This is a genomic window from Parageobacillus caldoxylosilyticus NBRC 107762, assembly GCF_000632715.1.
Taxonomy (GTDB): domain Bacteria; phylum Bacillota; class Bacilli; order Bacillales; family Anoxybacillaceae; genus Saccharococcus; species Saccharococcus caldoxylosilyticus.
Genome location: NZ_BAWO01000051.1, coordinates 1 through 24,583, shown reverse-complemented (window position 1 = coordinate 24,583; position 24,583 = coordinate 1). Strand labels below are relative to the sequence as shown.

Genomic DNA, 24,583 nt, shown 5'->3' with positions numbered 1-24,583 from the left:
TCCCCTCCGCATATCGTTATTTGAATTCGACTTTTGTAAATTTATCGGAGCCAGTTGGATGCGGCTTAAACCCTTTAATGTTTGCTTTGCCGGCAAGCAGCGGTGTCGAGTGAACGAGCGGAATCCATGGAGCATCCTCTTTAATAATCTCTTGTGCCTTTTTGTACAGTTCATTTCGTTTGTTTTCGTCACTGACTGTTTGTGCTTCGACTAAAATTCTATGAAGCTCATCATTCGAATAATACGTATAGTTGTTGCTGCCGATGCTGTCTTTGTCGAGCAGCGCGTACAAGAAGTTGTCGGCGTCGCCGTTATCGCCGGTCCAGCCAAGCAAGAACGCATCGGCTTCTCCTTTGGCCAATTTATCTAAGTAAGTAGCCCATTCATACGTAACGATTTTCGCTTTGACGCCGATTTTTGCAAAATTCGCTTGCAGCGCCTCAGCGATTTTTTTTCCGTCCGGCATATATGGACGCGGCACCGGCATTGCCCATAGCTCCATTTCGAAGCCGTTTGGATATCCTGCTTTTGCGAGCAATTCTTTCGCTTTATTTAAATCAAACGGATAGTCTTGAATGGCATCATTATAGCCAGGAATGCTTGGCGGCATCGGGTTTTTCGCCGGTTCCGCCTGGCCGGCGTAGAACGCGTCAATAATCGCCTTTTTGTCCACTGCATAGTTCAATGCTTGACGGACTAATTTGTTTTTCAACGGGCCTCTCGTCGCCGTCAATCCGACGTAACCGACGTTCATCGACGGACGTTTAAAAATTTGGAAATCTTTATTTCCTTCCACTTGTTTCAAATCGGTTGGATTCAAGTCTTCCATCAAATCGATTTCACCTTTTAACAACGCATTGAGACGCGCAGAGTTATCTGGAATGGAAACAAAGATCAATTGATTCAGCTTCGGATACCCTTTTTCCCAATAATCTTTATTTTTTTCTAAAACAATGCGCTCGTTGCGCTTCCATTCTTTAAAAATGAACGGGCCGGTTCCAACTGGATTTTCCCCAAATTTGTCTCCATATTTTTTAATCGCTGCCGGGCTGGCGATCGCAAACGGCGGCATGGCAATATTTTTCAAAAACGGCGCCTGTGGACGCTTCAACACAAATTGAACCGTGTAGTCGTCCACTGCCTTTACTTCTTTAATGACATGACTTTCGTCGTTTTTATAACCGCCAAACATCGAGCCGTAATACGGAAATTTGTCCGCGTTGCCATTGGCCCAACGTTCAAAGTTAAAGACCACCGCTTCAGCGTTAAAATCCGTTCCATCATGGAATTTCACACCTTTGCGGAGCTTAAACGTATAGGTCAGCCCGTCTTTGGAAATCGTCCATTCAGTCGCCAATGCCGGTTTTACCGTCGTATCTTCGTCATTATAGTCTAACAGTGTATCAAAAATATTTTTCGTTACCTTTAACGATTCCCCATCCGTAACCGTAGCCGGGTCAAGCGAGACAGAATCGCCGCCGCGTCCGTAGACGAGCGTATCTTGCGATGATGATTTTTCTGTTGCGCCGCTGCTTGTTTTTTCTGACTTTCCGCAGCCGACAAGCGCCATTGACACCGCAAGCATCAAGGCAAGCAATGTCATCCATGTTTTTCTCCTCATTCTTTGTTCCCCCTTAAATAAAATTTCTATCATTTCGTTGGTTGCCATCCTGCTAATACAAATGGCAAGCAACGTAATGCCCTTTTTCTACTTCTTTCATCTCCGGCCGCTTTTGCTTGCAGATATCCATGCAAGCGCTGCAGCGCGTATGAAACGCGCACCCTTGCGGCGGATTGGCCGGGTTTGGCAAATCGCCTGATAAAAGCTGGCGTTCTCTTTTATACTCCGGGTCCGGAATCGGCACAGCAGAAAGAAGCGCCTGCGTATACGGATGTTTCGGCGATTGATATAATTGATCGCTATCGGCCAATTCCACTAGGCGTCCTAAATACATCACGCCGACGCGGTCGCTGATATGGCGGACAACCCCTAAATCATGGGCGATAAAAATATATGTAAGTCCAAATTCTTTTTGTAAATCTTCTAGTAAATTTAATACTTGCGCCTGAATCGACACATCGAGTGCAGACACTGGCTCATCGGCGATAATAAGCTTCGGATTGGTCATCAAAGCGCGCGCGATGCCGATGCGTTGCCGCTGCCCGCCGCTGAACTGATGAGGATAGCGCTTGGCATGATATTGTCCAAGCCCGACCACTTCCAGCATCTCCCGAACGCGCTTTTTCCGCTCCTCTTTGGAGCCTATTCCATGTACGATTAGCGGCTCTTCCAAAATTTTTTCCACCGTATGGCGCGGATTCAACGAGGCGAAAGGATCCTGAAAAATCATTTGCATATCGCGCCGCATTTTCCGCAATTCTGCTTTAGGCAATGTCGTTACTTCTTTTCCTTCAAAAACGATCGACCCTGCTGTCGGTTCAATTAAACGGAGGAGCATCCGCCCTGTCGTTGACTTGCCACAGCCGCTTTCCCCGACAATGCCAAGCGTTTCCCCTTTATAGACGGTAAAAGTAACATCATCGACTGCTTTCACTTCGCCAACTTTTTTGCCAAACACTCCTCCCGTAATCGGAAAATACTTTTTAAGCCCTTTCACTTGCAACAGCGGCTCGCTCACGATTTTGTTCCCCCTCTCCGAGCGGCAAAAAACAGCGGACGCGATGGCCGCGTTCTCCTGCTTCGTATAGTTCTGGATCTTCTTGAAGACAACGGGAAAAAGCATGCTCGCACCTTGCCGCAAACCGACATCCTTGGCGAACCGATCCCGGCTTCGGCACATTGCCTGGAATGGAATATAACCGTTCTTTTTTGTCGCGAATGTCGGGAACCGATTGAATCAGGCCGATCGTATACGGATGTTTCGGATTTTTAAAAATCGTCCGCACATCGCCCTCTTCCACAATCTTTCCCGAATACATGACAATCACACGGTCGCATATTTCAGCGACTACTCCCAAGTCGTGTGTAATCATCATGATCGAGGTGTGAAAGTTTTTATTCAGCTCTTTCATCAACGCCAAAATTTGTGCCTGAATCGTCACATCGAGTGCCGTAGTCGGCTCGTCGGCAATGAGCAGCGCCGGATTGCACACCATCGCCATCGCAATCATCACACGCTGGCGCATCCCGCCGGAGAGCTGGTGCGGATATTCGTCGATGATTTGCTCCGCGCGCGGCAGGCCGACCAGCTTTAACATCTCGACGGCTCTTGCTTTCGCTTCTTTCTTGCTCGCCTTCGTATGTATGCGAATCGCCTCTATTAACTGATTGCCAATCGTAAACAGCGGATTTAAGGATGTCATTGGCTCTTGAAAAATCATCGCGATTTCATTGCCGCGAATCTGCTTCATCCGTTTTTCGGAGGCATGAACGAGATTTTCTCCTTTAAAAAGAATTTCACCATCGATAATGCGCCCGACCCCTTTCGGCAACAAGCCCATAATCGACAGCGAGGTGACGCTTTTTCCGCATCCTGATTCGCCGACGACTCCTAAAATTTCACCTTCATTTATGTAAAAATCAACGCCATCAACGGCGGGAATTTCTCCTTCATCCGTAAAAAAAGACGTTTTTAACCCTTTCACTTCCAGCACACGTGCATCTGCCATTATTTCACCTCCTATCCCGATTGAACTGAATTGATAAAATATTTTTATTTTAATTAAAATTATGCCATGCAATTTTTCATAAGACAATATAATATTATAAAAAATTAAAATTATATGAATAGATGAAATAATAATAAAAAACGGTCTTACAGTGCGTAAAACCGTTTTTATCTTTTATTTTCCAATAATATAAATATTTTTCTTTTACTTATTGATGGAGTTGCTGGATTGTAAATAAATGATAATAGCTCCCTTGTTTCGCCATTAATTCCTCGTGGGTGCCGCTTTCAACAATCTTGCCGTTTTCAATAAGGAAAATGCGATCCGCATGCGTAATCGTCGAAAGGCGATGGGCAACAATAAACGTTGTGCGATTTTTGGCAAGCCGTTCCAGCGCTTCTTGAATGTAATGCTCATTTTCGAGATCGAGCGCCGATGTCGCTTCATCGAAAATAAGCAAAGGCGGATTTTTTAGAAAGACGCGGGCGATAGCGATCCGCTGTTTTTGCCCTCCGGACAATTTTATGCCGCGCTCCCCGACTTTTGTGTCATATCCATCCGGCAGGCTCATAATAAAATCATGGGCATTGGCGGCTTTTGCGGCGGCAATGACCTCTTCATCCGTCGCATCCGGCTTTCCGAGCAAAATGTTGTCTTTCACTGAGTCGCTGAATAAAAAGCTGTCTTGAAAAACGATGCCGATTTTATCACGAAGACTGCGCACGCGTATATCGCGAATATCGATGCCATCCAATAAAATCCTCCCCTCTGTCACATCATAAAAGCGCGGGATCAGGCTTACTAACGTAGATTTTCCGCCGCCGCTCATGCCGACAAGGGCGATCGTTTCCCCTGCTTTCACGGAAAACGAAATATCGCGCAGCACCGGCGGTTCATTTTTATGATAAGCAAACGTAACATGATCAAATACAATATCGCCTTTTACTTCTCGACAATCGACCGCGTTTGGCGCATCTGTAACATCATACGGCTCATCGAAAAACTCAAACATTCGATCCATCGAAGCGAACGACTGCGTTAAGGTCGTTGACGAATTCACAAGACGGCGCAGCGGGCTGTACAGCCGGTCGATATATCCGACGAAAGCAACCATCGTTCCGACGGTAATATGGCCGAGCAGCACTTGGTAACCAGCATAAATAATCACCATGATCGGAGCGATATCGGTGACCGTGTTGACAACCGCAAACGATTTGGCGTTCCAGCTCGTATGCATCAGCGCCTTTGTTAAAAAATGGTTGTTTTGCGCAGAAAACCGCTTCTGCTCCGCTTCTTCGATCGCGAAACTTTTAATGACCGACATTCCTTGCACCCGCTCATGCAAATAAGCTTGAAGCTCTGCCAAAGCTTGAGAGCGCATTCTTGTCCGCTGCCGGAGACGTCCGAAAAAATATTTTACTGAAAGCGCATAAATCGGCAGCGTACTAATGGAAACAAGCGTTAATTTCATATCCATCTTCATCATAATAACAAGTGCAATCATAATGGTTGCCATATCTAACCAGAGATTCATCAGTCCCGTAATAATAAAATCTTTTGTCTGTTCGACATCGTTAATGACGCGCGAAATAATTTCACCGGTGCGGTGATTCGAATAATATGTAAAACTTAGTTTTTGCATATGTGTAAACAACTGGTTGCGAATGTCATACAGCACTTTGCTCGCTGTCCACTGGGCAAAATATTGCCGATAATATTCGACAATCGGACGAATTAGAACAAAAATAACCAACATAATCACAAGCGCCCACCAAAGCCGGGTGGTTTTCACCGACATTGGCATCGTCTCATTTCCAATGATTTCATCCACCACATATTTCAGCAGCAATGGAATAAGAAGCGGGATCGCAAACTTAATAATGCCGATGATCATTGTAGCGATAATATACCACTTGTATGGGCGGACAAATTGCATATAGCGGCGAATACTTTCCATAAAAATCCCCCTTAAAAGCAGAAAAACCTGTTTGCGGCGACGAACAGGCTTTTTGCTTTCTTCTTTTTTATTCACTTTCGATATGACTGAAACTTTTCATACCACTTGTCAATAAAATCAGGCGCAAACGGGCCCTTTCGTTCTTGAATCCAGCTGATCAGCTTTTTTACGTTATTTTTTAAAATACGGTCGATCACATCGGGATAATTCATCTCTTTGCGGTGACATTCATACTCATCTTCATCAAGCAAAATATATGTCATATCCGGGAATACCTTAATATCCAAATCATAATCGATATATTTGAGCGCTTCCTCATCCCATACAAATGGCGAACTTAAGTTGCAATAATAATAAACCCCGTCATCGCGAATCATCCCAATAATGTTAAACCAATGTTTAGCATGGAAAAAACAGATGGCTGGCTCGCGCGTCACCCATGTCCGGCCGTCCGCTTCCGTCACCAGTGTTTTGTCATTCGCCCCAATAATATATGTAGAAGCTCCTTTTAGCACCAATGTTTTTTCCCATATACGGTGAATCATCCCATTATGTTTATAACTATGGATTTGAATAATCTCTCCATCTACAGGATATCCAGACATCATTCTCCCTACTTTCCTATGGGAACTTCTCTTTCCTATTATAACGATTGGGCAGATAATTGAAAACAAAAGAGAGCCATCCTACCAAGCTGAAGATGGCTCACATGTGCGGCGATACTGGTTTTGATAAGAAAGAATAACTTCTTCCGTTTGCTTTTCAAACGTTTGTTGAATTTCCTTTAACTGTTGTTTCATCTGCTGGATTTCTTCCTGAATCGATTGAAGTTTTGCTTCTTGCTGTAGTTCGATCAATTGTTTTTTAATTTCTTGGCAGCGCTCGATTTCCGACTGTAGAAACAACAGCTGCTCCATTGTTTTTAATTGTTCATTCACTAAACGTTCAAACAGCTCCATGACCGTTTTCTCCCTTCCCCTGTGATTCCGCAGGTAAGCGTGCGTCAAAACTGTAAGCACTTTTCCATATTGTGCAGCCGCTAGCTGTTTATATATTTCGGGGAAGGGCTTGTAAATTCCTTTGACTATATATGTAGAGTTGTGGCAACTTTTGTCGTTGCTCCGATCATGTTGCAGTTGCAACTTACGTTGGCGTTTTCGCGGTGAGGCAACATGAAATAAGCAGAGGCTCGCGCCGCCTCCGCTTTTCTTTGCCTAACTTCAGCGGCTAGCTCTCTTGCGCAAAATAACCTTCTCCCTTGAAGTGCAAGCACTTCAGCGGGCGAAGAACATTTCGCTTCGAGAGCTATTCTCGCCGCTTCCGCTTTTTTAACTGTCTAGCTCGGCTCGCAAACCGCTCGGGGTCAAATAACCTTCTCCCTCGGGGTGACAAGCACCCTTGCGTGCGAAGAACATTTGCCCGTCGCGGTTAAACGGCTCGCCTCCGCTTTTCTATGTTACTTGCTGGAGTTTTGCGCTTTGCGAGCTTCCGCTTGCGCGTTTTGTTGTTGTACTTGTTGCACATTAGTTTCTGCAGCAAATTCAGTGCCGAATTGGCCTGCTTGTGCAGATTGTGCGTTTTGTTGTCTTACTTCTTGGATGTTAGTGCCTGCAGCTGTTTTGTTTGGTTGTTGTTTTGCCACTGTTATCACCTCCACGTGACTTACTGTGCCCAGGAGGCGATGGTTTTATCCATTCAAACTACAAAAGTAAAGATCTTCCACCATCCACGATGATCGTTTGACCGCGGATCATTTCTGCATCATCGGACAGCAAAAACATTACTGCATTAACAATATCTTCTGGTTTTACCATGCGACCGGCAGGTGTTTTTGCGATAGCGTCAGACAACAACTCTTCACGGTTTGGAAAATGTTTCAACGCATCTGTGTCGACTGCACCGCCTGATACAGCATTGACAGAAATATTTTTCGGTGCTAATTCGACCGCTAAATAGCGCGTCAGTGATTCAACCGCCGCCTTCGAAACACCGACAGCCGTATAATTTTCCAGATAGCGGATTGCCCCCAATGAACTGATGCTGACGATTTTGCCGCCGCCGACTTTTTCCATTCGTTTTGCTGCCTCTTGGGCGCAAAATAAAAGCGCTTTGCTGTTAATGTCCATTGTCCAATTCCAATGCGACTCCTCAAGTTCCATCGCCGGCCGCAGCACGCCTGAGGCGGCGTTATTAATAAGAACATCCACACGTCCAAATACTTCATCCACTTGCGCGAACATCTCTTGAATTTTTTCGACTTTGCCCACATTTGCTTTCACGACAAGCGCTTTTCGTCCTAACGCTTCGATTTCCTGTGCCGTTTGTAACGCTGCTTCTTTACTGCGCGCATAGTTTACAACAATATCATATCCTTCTTTTGCAAGACGAAGGGCAATCGCTTTGCCGATTCCACGGCTGCTTCCTGTAACTACCGCCACTTTTTCGCTCATATTTTTCTCTCCTTTATGCATAAATGAATAAGTACTTTTTAAAACTAGAAAAAAAGGGGGCTTTTATCATGTACGTTGGTCGTGATATGACAGAGCTGTCCATGATTCCAAAATCGGAATGGACGGACAGCGAACTCGCTTATTTCCATCATTCCTTTCAGCAAATCGCTCCATATTTAAACGCGGAAGGCCAGACGATCCATCGTGAAATCATCGAAGAAATCGAGGCGCGCGGCGGGCTAAGAAACAGCGAAGCCACGTATACACAAGGCACGAGACAGACGTATGACTAAAACGGGTGGAACAATCCGCCTGTTTTCTGTTTATACTCTTCCCAAATGCGCTGATGGGAAACGGGAAACGCGTACGATTCGATCTCCTTCTCACCCACCAGCTTCAGCTGTTCCGTTTCAGTAAATTTGCCGGCTATTTTTCCGTCATAAACCGTAATATCCCAAATCAAGTGGGAAAATGCATGCTCTAGTGCAAGGAACGGTTGGCCAAGCTGTGCCTGGACCCCATATTGTTCCTTTAAAAATGCTTCCAGACGCTCTTCTGGACTCGCTTGTCCGTCCGCCGCTTCACAGTTTGGAAATTCCCATAAGTTCGCGAGCAGGCCTTCACTGCCGCGCTTATGGATCAATACCTTTCCATTTTCGTCCTTCAACACCGCAGCGATGATCGGCACTTGTTTCACGTTCGTTTTTTTGGTTTTGACCGGCAGCTCTGTCTGCACTCCTTCGGCAAACGCGCGGCAATGCGCCTGCACCGGGCAGAGCAGGCAGGCGGGATTGCGCGGTGTGCAAATAAGCGCCCCTAACTCCATCAACGCCTGGTTAAAATACGAAGGGTTTTCGCGTGAAATAATTTGCCGGACAATCGCTTCAAACAGCTTTCTCGTTCCTGTTTTGGCAATATCTTCCCAGACAAGAAAAATCCGTGATAATACCCGCATCACATTGCCGTCGACCGCCGGTTCAGGAATGCCGTAGGCGATGCTTAGCACCGCACCGGCCGTATACGGTCCGACCCCTTTTAATTTCGCAAATTGTTCGCGGTTAGCAGGAATTTTTCCGCCGTATTGCTCTTTCACTTCTTTTACCGCCGCATGCAAATTGCGGACGCGCGAGTAATAGCCGAGCCCTTCCCACGCTTTCATCACTTCTTCTTCATCCGCTTCCGCAAGCGCTTCAAGCGTCGGAAACTGCTCGATAAACTTTTGAAAATACGGAATGACCGTATCCACTTTTGTTTGCTGAAGCATCACTTCCGACACCCATACTTTATACGGGTCGTTATCTTTGCGCCACGGCAGGTCGCGCTGTTCTTTTTCAAACCAGCCGATTAAATCTTGCTGAAACTGTTTGATGGCAAATCCGCCAAGCAATGTTTGTTCTTTCACCTTATTTCCTCCATGATGCCCTTATGTCCGTTTTGCATGTTTATTATAACAAAAAACACCTGATTGTGCCTTTCGCAGCATCAGGTGTTTCACTGTTATTATCTTGCTTCTTTTTTGACTACTTTCACATGAGCAACGTTTTGTTTCGCATGGTCCTTCACATACACAAACCAGTATAATAACGCGACAAAGATGCTTCCGCCAACGGCGTTGCCAAGGAAGACAGGAACGAAATTTCGGAACCAGTCTGCCCATGCCGCATGGCCTTCAAAAATCGCTGCAGGAATAACGAACATATTGGCGACGACGTGCTGAAAGCCGATGGCGACAAACGCCATGACCGGAAACCAAATCGCAAGTATTTTGCCGCCGATATCTTCCGCGCCGTATGACAGCCAAACCGCCAACGTCACCAGCCAGTTGCAGCCAATCCCTGAAATAAACGCCTGTATAAATGTATCGTGAAGCTTCGCATCGGCAATGGCAACCGTCTTGGCTAAAAACGGACCTTCCGCCGTTAAACCGACGACATGGCCAAACAAATAGGCGACAAAGACCGCGCCAAGGAAATTGCTTACAGTAACCCAAAACCAGCCTTTGATTAGCTTCCCCAACGTAATCGTTTTTGCTAACGCCGCCAAAGTCATTGACATCATATTCCCCGTCAGCAGCTCGCCGCCTGCAATAATCACCAGCACAAGCCCTAACGGAAACACCGCCGCCCCTAAAAAATTGGCAAAGCTCCCCCATTGCGGCGGAACGTTGCCAATTACGCGAATGTCCAATAAAAATCCAAGCGCAATAAACGCTCCTGCCAAAAAACCAAGAACGATTTGTGATAATAACGGTAAATTCGCTTTCCGCGTTCCCGCTTCAATGGCGAGTTGCGCAATTTGTGACGGATTGCGGTAAGCCATTGTTTGATCCCCCACTTAGTTCCATGATTAGTTATCAAATTGCAATGTTTTTTCTTCTAACCCCGCTATTTTATTCGGATGGGTGTATACATTAAACGTATGGCCGCGAAGAAATCCTACCACCGTAATGCCTAAATCATTTGCCAGTTCAAGCGCTAACGTCGTCGGTGCCGATTTCGACAAAATCATGCCGATTCCCATTTTAGAAACCTTTAACAACACTTCGGATGATACTCTGCCGCTAAAAGCGATCACTTTATCTGACAATGGCAACCCTTGCTGCAGGCAATATCCATAAATTTTATCGAGCGCATTATGTCTGCCGATATCCGAGCGAACAATGACTAATTCGTTTGGCGTACAAAGTGCCGCATTATGAATGCCGCCGGTTGCCTGGAAATCCGTTGATTGCTCCTGCAATAGCTGCATCAGGCGGATGCATTGCTCTACCCGGATGTTCGTGCTGTGAACAATCGTCTTTGCCGTCTTCATGTCATTATAAAAGTAAAATTGTCGGCTTTTTCCGCAGCAGGAACCAATAAAACGCTTAGCGTAAAACTCTTTTTGAATCGACTGTTTCGTGACCAGCTCCACGTAAGCAAACCCGCGATGTTCATCCACAGCTATCGCTTTTATTTCCTTGCTGGAGCGAATAATCCCTTCTGAAGCTAAAAAACCAATCACTAATTCCTCTAAATGCGTCGGGGTGCAGACCATCGTCGCAAACTCTTGTCCGTCAACGACAATCGTAAGCGGAAATTCCACGGCAATTTCATCATCGACTTCTTCAAAATGATTGCCACGATACTTGATAATGTTTTGCCGCCGCATAACAAAGCTTTCCATCCAATCCCCCCTCGTTCCTAATTTCGCAAAAAGAAAACCGCCATCTTTTCTATGACGAAGGCATATGCATCCTTCTCTATCCATAGAAAAGTGGCGGTAGTTTCCACACAGCATTTCTGTGATAAAACCAACGCTCTCATCACACTACAAACGGAAACTTAACTACCAATAGCCCTTTCGCCATTGTATAGCCAAGCTTCCTACCGTATTCATCATGTTAATCTACTTTTAGCATAACATGAAAGCGCATTAAAAAACAATACAGAAATCGTTATATGTTATTGCCTAATCGGTTTTTCAAATACAAACACAGAAACGGCAATATCTTCTTCGACTTTAATATCATTGAACAAATATAACAGCTTCGATCCGGCCAGCTCCTCGAGACCTTCCGGGACTTTTTGCGCATATACCTCCTGAATCATCCGCGTGCGGGCGGTATGCACCATCTCTTTTCCTTCCGGCGACCGGGCAATAAATTTTTCTGTCGGCGTTAAATTTCCTTGCAATATCGTGACAGCGAGATTATCAACAAAATAAGTTTTAATCCGTTCCGGCCCTTTTCCAAACAGCTGTTTGCGAACTTTTCGCACCAAATCATTAAATGCTGCTTCTTTTTTCGACATAGGAAAGCCCCCTTTCCAGCTCTGATTCATTTGCAAAAAACAGAGGCCAGCGGTTGTTTTATGAACTATATAGTACTATAATTATAATAAAACAACATATACATAGTGGAAAAATAATAAGGATGTCCTTGTTATTTTTCTACTAGTCTATTTTTAGGATGCGGATTGGTTCTTTTAGTATCATTATGCTAAAAAACTACTCCACCATGACTGAGCACAGCTTTCATTCATGGTGGAGTTTTTATTTTAGGAGGAGGTATCACGCATGAGCGAACCTTGGGTCACGATTACGATCAACGGAAGCGATTACAACGCCAAACAAGGAATGACCATTTTACAGGTCATTAATGAAAACAACATTCCCCATCCGCAAGTTTGCTATACTCCTGAACTGGGAGCCATTCAAACATGTGACACATGTATTGTTGAAGTAGACGGAAAATTAGTGCGCGCCTGTTCCACTCCTGTAAAAGATGGCATGAACGTCGAGCTCTCTTCGCCGCGGGCGAAAGCAGCGCAAAAAGAAGCGATGGACCGTATTTTAGAAAACCACCTATTATATTGTACGGTCTGTGATAACAATAACGGAAACTGCAAATTGCACAATACGGCGGAACTGATGGGAATTGAGCATCAATCGTATCCATATCGCCCAAAAGTAGACCCATCGGAAGTCGACATGTCCCATCCGTTCTATCGCTATGATCCAAACCAATGCATCGCCTGTGGGCAATGCGTGGAAGTATGTCAAAACTTACAAGTGAACGAAACATTATCGATCGACTGGGAAGCGGAACGTCCTCGTGTCATTTGGGATAACGGTGTTCCAATTAATGAATCTTCCTGTGTTAGCTGCGGACAATGCGTTACCGTTTGTCCATGCAATGCATTAATGGAAAAATCGATGTTAGGCGAGGCCGGTTTTATGACCGGTTTAGATAAAGAACTTTTAAATCCGATGATCGATTTTGTAAAAGAAGTCGAACCTGGCTACAGCAGTATTTTTGCCATTTCTGAAATCGAAGCGGCGATGCGGGAACAGCGCATCAAAAAGACGAAAACGGTTTGTACGTTCTGCGGTGTCGGCTGTTCATTTGAAGTATGGACGAAGGGACGGAAAATTTTAAAAATCCAGCCTGTCTCCGAAGCGCCGGTCAACGCGATTTCCACATGTGTAAAAGGGAAATTTGGCTGGGATTTCGTCAACAGCGAAGAGCGCCTAACCAAACCGCTCATTCGTAAAGGCGATGCGTTCGTAGAATCCACATGGGAAGAAGCGCTTTCGCTCGTTGCGGAAAAACTTGGCGAAATCAAGCAAAAATACGGCGGCAACGCCATCGGCTTTATTTCGTCGTCGAAAATATCTAATGAAGAAAACTATTTAATGCAAAAATTGGCTCGACAAGTGTTTGAAACGAACAATGTCGATAACTGTTCGCGCTATTGTCAATCGCCAGCAACGGACGGCCTGTTCCGCACGGTAGGAATGGGCGGCGATTCCGGAACGATTCAAGATATCGCATCCGCAGGATTAGTGATTATTATCGGCGCTAACCCGGCAGAAGGACACCCTGTTTTGGCGACTCGCGTCAAACGCGCACATAAGCTATTCGGCCAAAAATTAATTGTCGCCGACTTGCGCAAAAATGAAATGGCGGAACGCGCCGATCTATTTATCCGACCAAAACAAGGCACTGACCAAGTATGGTTGATGGCCGTCACGAAATATATCATCGACCAAGGCTGGCATGATGAAAAATTCATTCGTGAACGCGTTCATTTCTTCGATGAATTCAAAGAAGTGCTCGAAAAATATACGCTCGATTACGCGGAAGAAGTAACAGGCGTTGCGAAAGAAGACTTAATTCGCATCGCTGAAATGATCCATGAGGCGGATGGCACGTGCGTCCTCTGGGGAATGGGCGTTACACAAAACACTGGAGGAAGCGATACGTCCGCGGCCATCTCGAACTTATTGCTCGCAACAGGTAACTACGGACGCCCAGGCGCTGGAGCGTTCCCGCTGCGCGGTCATAACAACGTGCAAGGCGCTTGCGATATGGGCTCTCTGCCTGGCTGGCTTCCAGGATATCAACATATTACGGATGACGTTGCGCGGGCAAAATTTGAAAAAGCATACGGTGTCCGCATTGATGGAAAACCAGGACTTGATAATATTCAAATGCTTGAAGCTGCGGAACAAGGAAAATTAAAAGCAATGTATATCGTCGGTGAAGATATGGCGTTTGTTGACTGCAACGCCAATCATGTCCAAAAAGTGCTTTCAGAGCTAGATTTCGTGGTGGTACAGGACATTTTCTTATCGAAAACAGCGCAATTTGCTGACGTTGTTTTACCAGCAGCGCCAAGCTTAGAAAAAGAAGGAACATTTACCAATACGGAACGGCGCATTCAACGTTTCTACCAAGCGCTTGAACCGCTCGGCGATTCCAAACCAGACTGGTGGATCATTCAAGAAATCGCGAAACGGATGGGCGCTGATTGGAACTACTCTGGTCCGAAAGAAATCATGGATGAAATTGCAAGCCTCGCACCGCTATTCTCGCAGGCGCAATACGAAAACTTGGAAGGATGGAACAGCCTCTGCTGGGGTAGCTATGACGGTGCGCATACGCCAATTCTTTATAAAGAACGCTTTAACTTCCCAGACGGAAAAGCACGCTTTGCGCTTGCCGATTGGGTACAGCCAGTAGAGTATCCGGAAGAATACGATTTGCTTGTCAATAACGGGCGATTGCTCGAACATTTCCATGAAGGAAACTTAACATACAAATCGCAAGGCATTCAGAAAAAATTCCCGGAAGTGTTCGTCGAGGTATCGCCGGAATTGGCAAAAGAACGCGGCATCAAAGACGGTTCGCTCGTTCGTTTAGAATCACCGTTTGGCCAAGTAAAAGTGCGCGTGCTGGTCACGGATCGCGTCAAAGGAAAAGAGTTATTCTTACCAATGCACTCGGCAACAAACGAAAGTGCCATTAACATCCTTACCGGTCCTGCTACTGACCATCGCACAAATACGCCGGCATACAAGCAAACAAAAGTACGGATGCAAGTGTTAGAAGTCGATGGAACGCCACCGCTTCCACGTACAAACCCGCGCTTTAAAAAGCGGAATCCGAGAAGAGGCGTCGAAGTCGAGCGAAAATGGCAGCGTCCTGACTACGTTCCTCTAACAGACGAATGGAAGGAGGCAGAGCCGCGTGGCTAAACCAATTACAACGATTCAAAAACAAATGGTGACGGAGGAAGAAAAGCGGGAGAAAACGATCGAGGAGCTTAAAGCTTCTCTGACGGAAAAGGAAAAAGCGGTTCACGAACTGCTTTCCATCGTAGAGGAACTGCACAAAAGCGGCCTCCTCGAAGCCGCCAACGCGATGCTGAAAGCAAGGGAAGACATCGCGAAAATCGTCATTGGGCAAGCGAATCGCAAGCCAGTGACAACAATGATTAACCATGTGATCGGGATTGCGCAGCTGTTCGCCAATCTCGATCCGCAATTAACCTCTAAATTATTGGAAAGCACCGCTTCCGGCTTTGCCGAAGCCTATAAACAAACAAAAGAAACCGGTAAAAAAATCGGCATTTTTGATCTGCTAAAAGCAATAAATGATCCTGACATTAACCGCGCCATCCGCTTTATTCTTTCCTCTTTAAAAGAAATTGGAAAACGTCTGCATGACGACAAAAGCTAAACATTCGCCTATTTCAGCCATCTTTCCTGGACAGGAAAGATGGCTTTAGTATTTCCATCCCTCGCTAATGAATACGAAATATGTTACACTGGCAATACATCATTTGCTTTTCATACGCTCACTTGTCCAATGATCGGAAACGAACTGGGTATACTAATGAACGAGACTAACAAAGGAGGCTTACTTCGTTTGGATACAGGTACGCACATTTTGATGGGGGTAGCGCTAGGCAGCATTGCCACATTAGACCCCGCTGTCGCACATGATCCTTTTTTGTCTCACGCTGTACTGATTGGAACATTAGCCGGCTCCCAAGCACCGGATATCGATACCGTGCTGAAATTGCGCAACAATGCCAAATATATTCGTAACCATCGCGGCATTACTCATTCTATCCCTGCCGTATCGTTATGGCCGCTCCTGATTACCGCGATTATCGCTTTTCTTTATCCAGCGGTCAACTTATTTCACCTATGGCTATGGACGTTCATTGCTGTCGTGTTTCACGTGTTTGTCGACATTTTCAACGCTTATGGCACCCAGGCGCTGCGTCCGTTTACAAAAAAGTGGATTGCGCTCGGCGTGATTAATACATTCGACCCAATCATTTTTGCCCTGCATCTCATCGGGGTCGGCCTTTTGTTTCTTGACGTTCATCCTGGTTATACGTTTTTAGCGATTTACGGTGTCATCGCCGTTTATTATATGATACGATTCCGCCAGCAGGCAGCGATTAAAAAAGCCGTCCGCGCCGAAATTAACGATGTCGAACAGATTATTACCGTTCCGACGTTCCGCTTCCGAGAGTGGCATTTAGCAATTACGGCAAAAGATTACTTTTATGTCGGACGGGCAAAAAACGGGCGCATCTATATATTGGATCAATTTGAAAAATGCCCTCTTCCCGACGATCCCGTCATCGAAGCGGCCAAGCGGGATGAAAACGTTGCCGCCTTTTTATCTTTTTCCCCTGTTTATCGCTGGGAGCTTCATGAATATGATGATTATTATGAAGTGCGCCTTACCGATTTACGCTACCGAAGCAAAGGCCACTACCCATTTGTGGCCGTAGCACAATTGGATCGCAATTTAAATGTTATCAGTTCCTACACAGGATGGGTGTTTAGCGAAGGAAAGCTGCGGAAAAAACTGGATCTTGCGCCAAACTAAACAAAACCGGCGGACGCTTAAAAGCACCCGCCTATTTTTAATGCTTTGGGTAATCATTGCGATTTAGTAAATGTTTGTATTTTGGGTTGTTTGTTTGGAACTCATGCAGCGTTGCACCGTAGCGGTCGATCCATTGCCGAACGACTTTTTCGGTCAGCTCCTTTCCTCTGTACTCGTGTCCGGCGCGGGCGTATGTCGTTTCGAAATCTTCCCAAAGCAATTCGACCCATGTTCGCGCTTGGGCATAAGCAAGGGACGGGTTTTTCTCAAGCAAATAATTCGTTAGCCGTTCAAAATATTCGTGCATCGTCATTTTTTTCACCTCTTGTCCCAACAATTTGCATACATAAGCCGGCCAAGTTGCATCATAATAAGAATACGTGTTGGCCATCAACACGAGCAAGAAAAAAGGAGGAAATGTGCAATGCGGAATAAAAAGCACAATTTCCCAAACCAAAACAATAACAAATTCGAGGGAGAACCGCGAGCAAAAGCGGAATATGCTTCCAAACGGGCAAACGGCACGATAAACACCCATCCGCAAGAACGGATGCGCGCCTCTGGCGAACGCGGAGATTATTTTTAAAAATCTTCCTTGATGTTGAGGGGTGTTCGACAATGGGTCACCATTCACGCAAAAAGTTTTATGATAACTTCTACTCCAACCCTTTTCAGCAGCCATGGGCAAACCCGAAACATGCCCACTCTCAAGTAAACGGGGAGACGCAGCAGACACTCGATTTAATTATCCTGGAACGCCAGACGCGAAAACAGTCGTAGCTGATGAAACCTAGAGAATTCCTTCATTCTCTAGGTTCTTTTTTACCTATTCGGCTTGCAGAGCAGCGAAATCGGCAATGCCTCTTCTTCCCCATTTCCTTTTAGACGATAGCCCCAAGCAAACACACCTTTTAAATAACGCACTTTAAAATACTCTCCCGGATCGCCTTCAATTTCATATATCTCGCCAGGCTGGAAATCGTTCGGGTCAAGCAAATACGCTTTGGCCATGGCAATTTTTCTTTCATATACGGCGTATTCGTTAACCATCCCCATCCGTTCTGCTTTGCGTGCTTTTTCTGTCAATGCGGCGATTTCTTGCTGAAGTTCTTGTTTTGTCATTTCACTATATCGTTTTTGTTCCCCAAGAGTGCTCATTGTTTGTTCCTCCTTTGAATTGTATTATATGATAAAAACGTCAATCGAACAGAATGGAGAGACAGATAATGGACATTATTGCGATTACCGGAGCTGGAACTGGGTTAGGAAAAGAATTGGCGCTGCAATACGCCAAGCAAGGGCATACGATTATTGCCATTGGCCGGCGGCTATCTCCGCTTATGGATGTCGTTTGGCACATTGAACATAGCGGCGGAAAAGCATTTGCCTATCCGCTTGACATCCGCTGCTATGAAGAAGTGACCCACACGGTAAATGAGATTGTAAAGCAACATCGTGTTACGCATTTGGTAAATAACGCCGGCATCGGCTATTTTGGTCCGCTTTCTTCCCTTTCCCGGCAGCAAATTGACGAGATGATTCAAACGAATGTCAACGGCACCATTTATATGACAAAAGCATTTTTGCCGCATCTTCTCGCCATGCCAAAGGCAAAAATTGTAAATATTATTTCCACCGCCGGTTTGCGCGGCAAAGTAAACGAAGCCGTTTACGCGGCGACCAAATTTGCGATTCGCGGTTTTAGCGAAAGCTTAGTGAAAGAACTGGAAGGAACCAATGTTTCCGTTACCGCCGTATATATGGGCGGCATGGACACACCGTTTTGGAACGGAAGCGACCATATAAAAGACCGCTCGCGGCTGCGCCCGCCAAAGGAAATCGCAAAGCAAATTATTGCCTGCGAAGACGGTCAAACGGAAATCATTTTATCTTAACGTTCCTGCTCGCTTTTTAATTGGCTTAAAAACTGCTCGATCATCTCGAGTGGGAAACCTTTGCGGTACAGCGCCTGCTTCATTTTTTGCTCGTACAGCGGGCTTTCGTATTTTTCATAGCGGCGATGCGCTTTTCTTCCTTGATACTGTAAAGCTTCCCACTCCTTTTCCTCCTTTTCATCACGTTCTGACGACAGCACCTGATCGATTACTTCCTGTGGAAATCCTTTTCGATATAAAAGCTGCGCGACCTGATATTTCCATTGCCGCAACGACTGCTTCGCCCGTTGTTTTTTTGCTTTTTCGCAAAGTGAGCGCGCCGTTTCCACTTGTTCGGTAAAGGAGTAAATAGCCAGGCTTTGTTCAATCCATTTCGCCGCGATCCCCATTTTTTCCAGCTCGTTGCGGATTACATACGGGCCTTTCACCGATGTTTGCTTTTGCGTGCGCACATAGGCGAAAGCGAATTCGCGGTCATCGACATATTTGTTTTCTCTCAACTTATGCAGCACTTCTGCAATCACATCTTCGGGTGCGCCTTTTTTCTTCAGGTGCTGGATTACCTCGTGTTCAGACCGCATGCGGTGCGATAAAAAATATAAAGCCTGATTATATGTTTTTTTGACTTGATCCGCATATATTATTTCTTGTAAGGAATCCTCATCGATCTCCATTCCTTTTTTCAGGCGAAATTGAAGCAACACGTCTTGATCAACGGTAAAAACATCTATTTCTCCATTTTCTTTTTGCATCGTGACACGAAAACGTTCGTGGCTGTTTGGCTGAACGGCTATATTCGTGATAATTCCCATCGGTTTTTCCCTCCGCTTTTATCGTATCATAAGAAGGAATGTTGCACATAAGAAACGAATGAATTATATGATGCCAAAACATAGGGAGGGAATCGGATGCATATCGCCATTGCCGGCGGCACAGGCTTCATTGGGCAAGCGCTCACTAATTACTTTGCGGCGCAAGGACACCGGATTTATGTCTTAACCCGGCGCCCTAGACCATCTTCCTCTGCAACCATCCACTATCTTGCATGGGCGCCTGATACCCGCCCCAACATGGATGTTCCTGCCTTTGATGTCGTCATTAATTTAGCCGGCGAGCCCATTAACCGCAAAAGATGGACAAAAACACAGAAAGAGCGTATCGTTAATAGCCGCATATCGACCACGGCATCCATCATCGAACTAATGAAATCGCTGTCAATCCCTCCGAAAGCATTTATTAACGCTAGTGCAATCGGGATTTATGGAACCTCTCTTACCGCTTCTTTTACCGAAGAAAGCCCTGTTGCCGGCAGCGATTTTCTCGCCCAAACAGCAATAAAGTGGGAACAAGCAGCCAAGCAGGCCGAAACAATCGGCGTCCGCACCATAATGGCGCGATTGGGTGTCGTTCTTGGCAAAAACGGCGGCGCGCTTCCAAAAATGGTTCTTCCTTATCGCTTTTACATCGGCGGTCCCATCGGCACAGGACAGCAATGGCTTTCTTGGATCCATATTGACGATGTTGTTCGCGCCATCGCCTATATGATCGATCATGAGGAGCTCGCAGGACCGATCAATATTACCGCCCCATCTCCAGTCCGCATGGAACAGTTCGGGGAAACGGTCGCCCGTATACTTCACCGTCCTCATTGGCTTCGTGTACCAAATGCGATGCTGCGCGCCCTTCTTGGTGAAATGAGTATGCTTGTGACCGAAGGACAGCAAGTAATTCCGAAAAAACTGATGGAAGCTGGGTTTATCTTTTCCTTCCCTACGCTGGAAAAAAGTTTAGCCGATTTATTAGCCACATAACTATTTCGCTGTCGAAAATTAAAAAAATATCCATAAAAAATTAACAAAAGACCTATTTCTTTTTTCTTTATCATCGTGTATGATGATGAAGACTTCATCCACTCATTACCTATAATCATATAGCGACGCGACAAAGGGGAAGGCAAATGGTGCGCCACCAGCGGATCCCGCTGGTTCTAGTGGGTTCGATTCCCACCCCGAAATTTTTTGATGAATATATATTAAAAAATTTCGAGGGTGGTTTTGCCCACAGGTAAACTGCCCTCGGTAAGGAGGGAAAAGTATTGCTAAAAAAACGTGAACTGCAAGATTGTCATGTGCTTTACGAGCTGATGGTGCACCCAGAGGTCTTCCCTTTCGTGCGCCAAAAAGCGAGCTCGTACGAAGAATTTTTGTTTATGACGAAACAAGTGATCGAAGCAGAAGAGCGCGGGGAACTTATCTCTCGCACCATTTTAGACGAATGGGGCAATCCGATCGGCACGATTAGCTTATTCGATATACAAGATAACACCGGATTTTTAGGCACATGGCTAGGAAAGCCGTATCATGGGCAAGGGTACAATCGCCGTGCGAAAGAAGCATTTTTCCATGAACTATTTTACGAACTTTCCATCGAAACGGTATTTATGCGCATTCGCAAAATAAACACCCGCTCCATTAAAGCGGCGGAAAAACTGCCGTACGTCACGCCGGCAAACGAGACAAGAAAAAGCCTGCTCGAACAAATTGGAGCGGATATATACAATCTATACGAAATTACAAAAGATAATTATACGCTATATACGCTTCGCCATCCTTCTTTAATCGAAGAGGAACAACGCAAAGAAGCGTAACGGGGCTGACGACGGCAGCCTTTTTTTATTCGCGTGCATAAAAAAGCAGGGCGGCGGGCAAACTAAAAACAAACAAATTTTTATAAAAGTGAGGGGCAGAATATGACGGAAAAACGAAGACGCGAAAAAACAAAAAGCACGTTAACAAGCGCACAAGAAGTGAGTTATGCCCGCGACTTTAAACTGGCTGACCAGGCAGGCGGCTACACGGCAAAAAAAGCAAAGCATTAGAAAACATTGTTATTTATACTTTTCAATAAGGCCCGCCATCCTAAGTAATGAATCGTACGATTCACATTATGGCTTAGGAGGCATAGACGATGGGCCGATCTCGCGGACAAAAAACACGCGATAAAAACAAAGCTACTTTGCCGCAAGTTCCGAAACAGCTAAAATCCGACGGACTCGATGTCGAATACTCCCGCGAATTTGCTGATCACGAAGACCTTGAAGCACAAGCGCGTGCCCAAGCCGCAGGAATTCGCCAAAGCAAAGCGCGCAAAAAATAACATTCGCAAGGCAGCGGTTGACGCTGCCTTTATGTTTTCTCCTCTTCGAACTGCAAAACATCGCTATACTGTTTATAGAACAGGCCGAGCTCCCCTTTATAATTTTCCTTCCACGGCTTATCTTTTCCGCAATAATGAATAAATACAGTGTTTTCCTGAATCCAGTGCAAATCATGTTTTGGATTTGGCAGCAGCTGAATCATATCATAATAGCGGGCATCATAATTATAACGATAGCCATCAACTGGTTTAATTTTGTCCCAATATAAGCCGTTCAGAACATCTTGGTCAGGAAGCACAAGCTTAAAGCGATTATCGCGGATAAACTGATAAATATCTTCTAGACGAACCTCTTTTCTCATCAACGGCAAGTTCATCATCATCACACCAGTATTAAAATATCCCTTTGCATTCGGCGTTTTCAGCCTTAGCTTATTAAATAAATTCGCTACTTTCGTGGAGTGGGTATGCTCCGCGGCGATAAACATATTTCCTTCAAAATCCATATCGTACAATTCGTCGATTGGATTAATGGCGACAATGTCGGGGTCAAGATACAAAACACGGTCTAAATGCGGCGGCAAAAACTGATGAGCGGCAAGCCGATAGTACATCTCCGCCGTGTAATGACGAAATACAGGCGCATCGGCAAACAAATCTGGATCTACAAAAATCGGCGCGAGCTGATGTCCTTGCCTCTCCACAAACTGTTTTAATAATTCGATTTCTATCTCGGGGATGCGGGAATACAATAAATAAAACGTAAATGGCCGGTTGTTATTGCGAAACAAAGAATTCATCAGCACTTTGAGCGGAGGAAGATAATTGGCGTCTAGCGTCACAAGAACATGAAACATCAACTATCACTTCCTTGTCCATATCATCAGTAAAAAATAGACCATTCCCTCCTTACAATTATATATAAATATCGCTTGATGTTTCTTCTTTTTCATGGCTTCCGGCAAATTTTTATTGACGCAAAAAACGTGTGATTTTGTTTGTTTGCTTCCTGCCAGCAAGGCATCGTGCAATAGGATGAACACAGCTGTCAGACAAAGAGGCAATTCCCTTATGGATGGAAAATAAAAAAGCAGGCCATGAAAAAACAGCAGCGCACCGCTGCTGTTTTTTCATCCGTGAACCGCTGCAAATCCCGGTTCGCCGTCAAATAAATAAAGGTTTTCCGTTTTAATGCAATCATATCCCGCCGCAACAAGCTGGTTGTATAATTCAACAATTTGCCGATGTTCAATCGTTTCGCCTGGTTCTGCATGGAAACGGCAGCGCCAATGGTCCGTGCAGAACGTTTCCGGAAGTCCGCCTGGATATACTTTCACACCACGGTTCGTAATGACGCGAAGCTTGAGATTGCCTGCTTTAAATTGCTCCAACGCTTTGCCCAGCTCTTCTGCCGTCCCTTTATCCCAGTCAAGGAAAATGTCAACGCCAAATAATTCTTTCTTTTGTTTTTGCCGTTGTTTCAGCACCGCGTGAAGCTTTGGCGCTTCTTTGTAGGCAACAGGCGGAAGTTTTTCCGGAAGCTGGCCGAGACGATCGATTACCGCTTCGGCAAATTCTTTCGTTCCTACTTGCTGTTTGCTGATTCCTTCGCGGTAAATGTCAAACGTGTGAATGCCGTCTTCAATCGTTTTTAGCCAAGCGTTATGCACGCGTGCAGCTACTTCCGGCTGGCCGATATGCTGCAGCATCATCACCGCTGCTAAAAGCAATCCCGATGGATTGGCAAGATTTTTTCCGGCAAGCGGCGGCGCCGATCCGTGAACAGCTTCAAACATCGCACATTGATCACCGATATTCGCCGAACCGCCAAGCCCAACAGAACCAGAAATCTGCGCCGCAATATCGGACATAATATCGCCGTATAAGTTCGGCATAACAATGACATCAAATTCTTCCGGGCTATTGGCCAATTTTGCTGCGCCGATATCGACAATCCATGTTTCTTTTTCAATATCCGGATACTCTTTGCCGATTTCGTCAAACATACGGTGGAAAATGCCGTCTGTCAGTTTCATAATGTTGTCTTTCACAAAACAGGTTACTTTTTTACGGCCGTAGCTGCGCGCATATTCAAACGCATAGCGGATCACTTTTTCCGAACCAGGCTGGGTAATCAGCTTCAAGCATTGATATACTTGTTCCGTTTGGCGATGCTCGATGCCAGCGTACAAGTCTTCTTCATTTTCGCGAATAATGACGACATCCATATTTGGATGTTTCGTTTCGACAAACGGATAATACGCCACCGCCGGACGGACGTTCGCATAAAGACCGAGCGCCTTGCGAATCGTGACGTTTAAACTTTTATAGCCCCCTCCTTGCGGCGTCGTAATCGGCGCTTTTAAAAATACTTTCGTTCTTCTTAGCGAATCCCACGCGCTCTCTTCCAATCCCGTCGTGCCGCCGCGGAGATACACTTTTTCCCCAATCTCAATCGTTTCAATATCTAGTTGCGCACCGGCAGCGTCTAAAATTTTTAGCGTCGCGTCCATAATTTCCGGACCGATTCCATCTCCATACGCAACCGTAATCGATGTTTTGCTCATCTGAATCCTCCTTTGACGATGATGGTGTGATCTATTGCCAACCCGCTGCCGCGCAAGCAGCGGAAGACCACTCTTCGCCTAAAAAAGCAACCGTTTGCATCCTATTGTCCTTTCTCATGCGTGTATTGTATCCTAAAACGTTCTATGTCAAAATCGCCCCTTTATGATAATAACAAAGTATTGTTAAAATTTCCTCAAAAAATTTCATTTTTTCTTATATATTAATTTTTTCTATTAAGGGTAGTGATTTATCC

At 45.4% G+C, this 24,583-nt stretch carries 28 protein-coding genes; 11 read left to right on the top strand and 17 right to left on the bottom strand.

The window, feature by feature from the left end:
* Positions 1–16: 16 nt before the first annotated feature.
* The 8 genes from GCA01S_RS13610 to fabL form a co-directional block, all read right to left on the bottom strand.
* Positions 17–1,621, bottom strand: a complete 1,605-nt coding sequence (locus GCA01S_RS13610) for an ABC transporter substrate-binding protein (protein ID WP_042410750.1) — start codon at positions 1,619–1,621, stop codon at positions 17–19.
* Between the two features lie 52 nt (positions 1,622–1,673).
* Positions 1,674–2,639, bottom strand: a complete 966-nt coding sequence (locus GCA01S_RS13605; protein ID WP_017436550.1) for an ABC transporter ATP-binding protein — start codon at positions 2,637–2,639, stop codon at positions 1,674–1,676.
* On the bottom strand, positions 2,605–3,630 hold the full coding sequence (locus tag GCA01S_RS13600) for an ABC transporter ATP-binding protein (RefSeq protein WP_042410749.1): 1,026 nt from the start codon (positions 3,628–3,630) through the stop codon (positions 2,605–2,607). Before GCA01S_RS13600 ends, GCA01S_RS13605 begins: the two co-directional genes overlap by 35 nt.
* 208 nt (positions 3,631–3,838) lie before the next feature.
* On the bottom strand, positions 3,839–5,587 hold the full coding sequence (locus GCA01S_RS13595; protein WP_042410775.1) for an ABC transporter ATP-binding protein: 1,749 nt from the start codon (positions 5,585–5,587) through the stop codon (positions 3,839–3,841).
* A gap of 71 nt (positions 5,588–5,658) precedes the next feature.
* On the bottom strand, positions 5,659–6,192 hold the full coding sequence (ntdP, locus tag GCA01S_RS13590; RefSeq protein ID WP_042410774.1) for a nucleoside tri-diphosphate phosphatase: 534 nt from the start codon (positions 6,190–6,192) through the stop codon (positions 5,659–5,661).
* 81 nt (positions 6,193–6,273) lie between these two features.
* Complete coding sequence (locus tag GCA01S_RS13585; protein WP_017436554.1) at positions 6,274–6,546, bottom strand: YgaB family protein; 273 nt, start codon at positions 6,544–6,546, stop codon at positions 6,274–6,276.
* A 497-nt stretch (positions 6,547–7,043) separates the two neighbouring features.
* Entirely contained in the window at positions 7,044–7,229 is a 186-nt protein-coding gene (locus tag GCA01S_RS13580; RefSeq protein ID WP_017436555.1) for a gamma-type small acid-soluble spore protein, read from the bottom strand.
* 58 nt (positions 7,230–7,287) lie between these two features.
* Positions 7,288–8,037 carry an enoyl-[acyl-carrier-protein] reductase FabL gene (gene fabL, locus GCA01S_RS13575; RefSeq protein WP_017436556.1) on the bottom strand — a complete coding sequence of 250 codons (750 nt, stop codon included), beginning with the start codon at positions 8,035–8,037 and terminating at the stop codon, positions 7,288–7,290.
* Between the two features lie 68 nt (positions 8,038–8,105).
* Here fabL and GCA01S_RS13570 point away from each other — a divergent pair, with 68 nt between their 5' ends.
* A complete protein-coding gene (locus GCA01S_RS13570; protein ID WP_042410748.1) occupies positions 8,106–8,330 on the top strand; it encodes a hypothetical protein in 225 nt (74 codons plus the stop codon).
* Here the strand turns inward: GCA01S_RS13570 and mutY are convergent.
* From mutY to GCA01S_RS13550, 4 genes are all read right to left on the bottom strand, one after another.
* Positions 8,327–9,439 (bottom strand): A/G-specific adenine glycosylase, encoded by a 1,113-nt coding sequence (gene mutY / locus GCA01S_RS13565; protein ID WP_042410747.1) that lies wholly within the window; start codon positions 9,437–9,439, stop codon positions 8,327–8,329. The two genes, GCA01S_RS13570 and mutY, sit on opposite strands and share 4 nt — an antisense overlap.
* A 98-nt stretch (positions 9,440–9,537) precedes the next feature.
* The gene (locus GCA01S_RS13560) at positions 9,538–10,356 is read right to left on the bottom strand and encodes a formate/nitrite transporter family protein (protein ID WP_017436559.1); all 819 of its coding nucleotides are present in this window, start codon (positions 10,354–10,356) and stop codon (positions 9,538–9,540) included.
* Positions 10,357–10,383: 27 nt separating this feature from the next.
* Positions 10,384–11,202: a formate dehydrogenase accessory sulfurtransferase FdhD gene (gene fdhD, locus GCA01S_RS13555; RefSeq protein WP_017436560.1), complete on the bottom strand. Its 819-nt coding sequence runs from the start codon at positions 11,200–11,202 to the stop codon at positions 10,384–10,386.
* A gap of 278 nt (positions 11,203–11,480) precedes the next feature.
* The gene (locus GCA01S_RS13550) at positions 11,481–11,828 is read right to left on the bottom strand and encodes a Na-translocating system protein MpsC family protein (RefSeq protein ID WP_017436561.1); all 348 of its coding nucleotides are present in this window, start codon (positions 11,826–11,828) and stop codon (positions 11,481–11,483) included.
* A gap of 265 nt (positions 11,829–12,093) precedes the next feature.
* Between GCA01S_RS13550 and fdhF the strand changes: the two genes are divergently transcribed.
* The 3 genes from fdhF to GCA01S_RS13535 all read left to right on the top strand — a co-directional run bounded on the left by fdhF (position 12,094) and on the right by GCA01S_RS13535 (position 16,711).
* On the top strand, positions 12,094–15,057 hold the full coding sequence (gene fdhF, locus GCA01S_RS13545) for a formate dehydrogenase subunit alpha (protein ID WP_017436562.1): 2,964 nt from the start codon (positions 12,094–12,096) through the stop codon (positions 15,055–15,057).
* Positions 15,050–15,541, top strand: coding sequence for a helical membrane plugin domain-containing protein (locus GCA01S_RS13540; RefSeq protein WP_017436563.1), 492 nt, complete (start codon positions 15,050–15,052; stop codon positions 15,539–15,541). The genes fdhF and GCA01S_RS13540 overlap by 8 nt, the downstream gene beginning before the upstream one ends.
* Positions 15,542–15,730: 189 nt before the next feature.
* The gene (locus GCA01S_RS13535; RefSeq protein WP_017436564.1) at positions 15,731–16,711 is read left to right on the top strand and encodes a metal-dependent hydrolase; all 981 of its coding nucleotides are present in this window, start codon (positions 15,731–15,733) and stop codon (positions 16,709–16,711) included.
* 37 nt (positions 16,712–16,748) lie between these two features.
* Here GCA01S_RS13535 and GCA01S_RS13530 read toward each other — a convergent pair whose 3' ends face one another.
* Positions 16,749–17,024, bottom strand: a complete 276-nt coding sequence (locus GCA01S_RS13530) for a YfhJ family protein (protein WP_017436565.1) — start codon at positions 17,022–17,024, stop codon at positions 16,749–16,751.
* A gap of 111 nt (positions 17,025–17,135) precedes the next feature.
* On the opposite strand from GCA01S_RS13530, the gene GCA01S_RS13525 reads away from it, so the two are divergent.
* Both GCA01S_RS13525 and GCA01S_RS19495 read left to right on the top strand, forming a co-directional pair.
* Positions 17,136–17,297 (top strand): small, acid-soluble spore protein K, encoded by a 162-nt coding sequence (locus GCA01S_RS13525; protein ID WP_017436566.1) that lies wholly within the window; start codon positions 17,136–17,138, stop codon positions 17,295–17,297.
* A gap of 32 nt (positions 17,298–17,329) precedes the next feature.
* Entirely contained in the window at positions 17,330–17,491 is a 162-nt protein-coding gene (locus tag GCA01S_RS19495) for a YpzG family protein (protein ID WP_017436567.1), read from the top strand.
* Between the two features lie 42 nt (positions 17,492–17,533).
* On the opposite strand, the gene GCA01S_RS13520 is transcribed toward GCA01S_RS19495, so the two are convergent.
* Positions 17,534–17,869: a YfhH family protein gene (locus GCA01S_RS13520; protein ID WP_042410745.1), complete on the bottom strand. Its 336-nt coding sequence runs from the start codon at positions 17,867–17,869 to the stop codon at positions 17,534–17,536.
* Between the two features lie 68 nt (positions 17,870–17,937).
* Between GCA01S_RS13520 and GCA01S_RS13515 the strand changes: the two genes are divergently transcribed.
* Complete coding sequence (locus GCA01S_RS13515; protein ID WP_042410743.1) at positions 17,938–18,606, top strand: SDR family NAD(P)-dependent oxidoreductase; 669 nt, start codon at positions 17,938–17,940, stop codon at positions 18,604–18,606.
* Here the strand turns inward: GCA01S_RS13515 and recX are convergent.
* Positions 18,603–19,418: a recombination regulator RecX gene (gene recX, locus GCA01S_RS13510; protein ID WP_042410742.1), complete on the bottom strand. Its 816-nt coding sequence runs from the start codon at positions 19,416–19,418 to the stop codon at positions 18,603–18,605. The genes GCA01S_RS13515 and recX overlap by 4 nt on opposite strands.
* 96 nt (positions 19,419–19,514) lie before the next feature.
* Between recX and GCA01S_RS13505 the strand changes: the two genes are divergently transcribed.
* The 4 genes from GCA01S_RS13505 to GCA01S_RS13495 all read left to right on the top strand — a co-directional run bounded on the left by GCA01S_RS13505 (position 19,515) and on the right by GCA01S_RS13495 (position 21,762).
* The gene (locus GCA01S_RS13505) at positions 19,515–20,417 is read left to right on the top strand and encodes a TIGR01777 family oxidoreductase (RefSeq protein ID WP_042410740.1); all 903 of its coding nucleotides are present in this window, start codon (positions 19,515–19,517) and stop codon (positions 20,415–20,417) included.
* A gap of 284 nt (positions 20,418–20,701) precedes the next feature.
* Entirely contained in the window at positions 20,702–21,253 is a 552-nt protein-coding gene (locus tag GCA01S_RS13500) for a GNAT family N-acetyltransferase (RefSeq protein WP_017436573.1), read from the top strand.
* Positions 21,254–21,355: 102 nt separating this feature from the next.
* The gene (locus GCA01S_RS19490) at positions 21,356–21,484 is read left to right on the top strand and encodes a YfhE family protein (protein WP_017436574.1); all 129 of its coding nucleotides are present in this window, start codon (positions 21,356–21,358) and stop codon (positions 21,482–21,484) included.
* Between the two features lie 89 nt (positions 21,485–21,573).
* A complete protein-coding gene (locus tag GCA01S_RS13495) occupies positions 21,574–21,762 on the top strand; it encodes a YfhD family protein (RefSeq protein ID WP_017436575.1) in 189 nt (62 codons plus the stop codon).
* Between the two features lie 29 nt (positions 21,763–21,791).
* Here the strand turns inward: GCA01S_RS13495 and GCA01S_RS13490 are convergent, their stop codons facing one another.
* Both GCA01S_RS13490 and GCA01S_RS13485 read right to left on the bottom strand, forming a co-directional pair.
* Positions 21,792–22,619 carry a glycosyltransferase family 8 protein gene (locus tag GCA01S_RS13490; protein ID WP_017436576.1) on the bottom strand — a complete coding sequence of 276 codons (828 nt, stop codon included), beginning with the start codon at positions 22,617–22,619 and terminating at the stop codon, positions 21,792–21,794.
* A gap of 273 nt (positions 22,620–22,892) precedes the next feature.
* Complete coding sequence (locus tag GCA01S_RS13485) at positions 22,893–24,329, bottom strand: NADP-dependent isocitrate dehydrogenase (protein ID WP_042410738.1); 1,437 nt, start codon at positions 24,327–24,329, stop codon at positions 22,893–22,895.
* Positions 24,330–24,583: the final 254 nt, after the last annotated feature.

Coding starts and splice junctions, on each gene's coding strand:
- fabL (WP_017436556.1), bottom strand. CDS start 8,037: ATGAGCGAAAAAGTGGCGGTAGTTACAGGAAGCAGCCGTGGAATCGGC.
- GCA01S_RS13585 (WP_017436554.1), bottom strand. CDS start 6,546: ATGGAGCTGTTTGAACGTTTAGTGAATGAACAATTAAAAACAATGGAG.
- GCA01S_RS13485 (WP_042410738.1), bottom strand. CDS start 24,329: ATGAGCAAAACATCGATTACGGTTGCGTATGGAGATGGAATCGGTCCG.
- fdhF (WP_017436562.1), top strand. CDS start 12,094: ATGAGCGAACCTTGGGTCACGATTACGATCAACGGAAGCGATTACAAC.
- GCA01S_RS13600 (WP_042410749.1), bottom strand. CDS start 3,630: ATGGCAGATGCACGTGTGCTGGAAGTGAAAGGGTTAAAAACGTCTTTT.
- GCA01S_RS13530 (WP_017436565.1), bottom strand. CDS start 17,024: ATGACGATGCACGAATATTTTGAACGGCTAACGAATTATTTGCTTGAG.
- GCA01S_RS13520 (WP_042410745.1), bottom strand. CDS start 17,869: ATGAGCACTCTTGGGGAACAAAAACGATATAGTGAAATGACAAAACAA.
- GCA01S_RS13595 (WP_042410775.1), bottom strand. CDS start 5,587: ATGGAAAGTATTCGCCGCTATATGCAATTTGTCCGCCCATACAAGTGG.
- ntdP (WP_042410774.1), bottom strand. CDS start 6,192: ATGTCTGGATATCCTGTAGATGGAGAGATTATTCAAATCCATAGTTAT.
- GCA01S_RS13505 (WP_042410740.1), top strand. CDS start 19,515: ATGCATATCGCCATTGCCGGCGGCACAGGCTTCATTGGGCAAGCGCTC.
- GCA01S_RS19490 (WP_017436574.1), top strand. CDS start 21,356: ATGACGGAAAAACGAAGACGCGAAAAAACAAAAAGCACGTTAACAAGC.
- GCA01S_RS19495 (WP_017436567.1), top strand. CDS start 17,330: ATGGGTCACCATTCACGCAAAAAGTTTTATGATAACTTCTACTCCAAC.
- recX (WP_042410742.1), bottom strand. CDS start 19,418: ATGGGAATTATCACGAATATAGCCGTTCAGCCAAACAGCCACGAACGT.
- GCA01S_RS13570 (WP_042410748.1), top strand. CDS start 8,106: ATGTACGTTGGTCGTGATATGACAGAGCTGTCCATGATTCCAAAATCG.
- GCA01S_RS13515 (WP_042410743.1), top strand. CDS start 17,938: ATGGACATTATTGCGATTACCGGAGCTGGAACTGGGTTAGGAAAAGAA.
- GCA01S_RS13490 (WP_017436576.1), bottom strand. CDS start 22,619: ATGTTTCATGTTCTTGTGACGCTAGACGCCAATTATCTTCCTCCGCTC.
- fdhD (WP_017436560.1), bottom strand. CDS start 11,202: ATGGAAAGCTTTGTTATGCGGCGGCAAAACATTATCAAGTATCGTGGC.
- GCA01S_RS13550 (WP_017436561.1), bottom strand. CDS start 11,828: ATGTCGAAAAAAGAAGCAGCATTTAATGATTTGGTGCGAAAAGTTCGC.
- GCA01S_RS13610 (WP_042410750.1), bottom strand. CDS start 1,621: ATGAGGAGAAAAACATGGATGACATTGCTTGCCTTGATGCTTGCGGTG.
- GCA01S_RS13560 (WP_017436559.1), bottom strand. CDS start 10,356: ATGGCTTACCGCAATCCGTCACAAATTGCGCAACTCGCCATTGAAGCG.
- GCA01S_RS13495 (WP_017436575.1), top strand. CDS start 21,574: ATGGGCCGATCTCGCGGACAAAAAACACGCGATAAAAACAAAGCTACT.
- GCA01S_RS13525 (WP_017436566.1), top strand. CDS start 17,136: ATGCGGAATAAAAAGCACAATTTCCCAAACCAAAACAATAACAAATTC.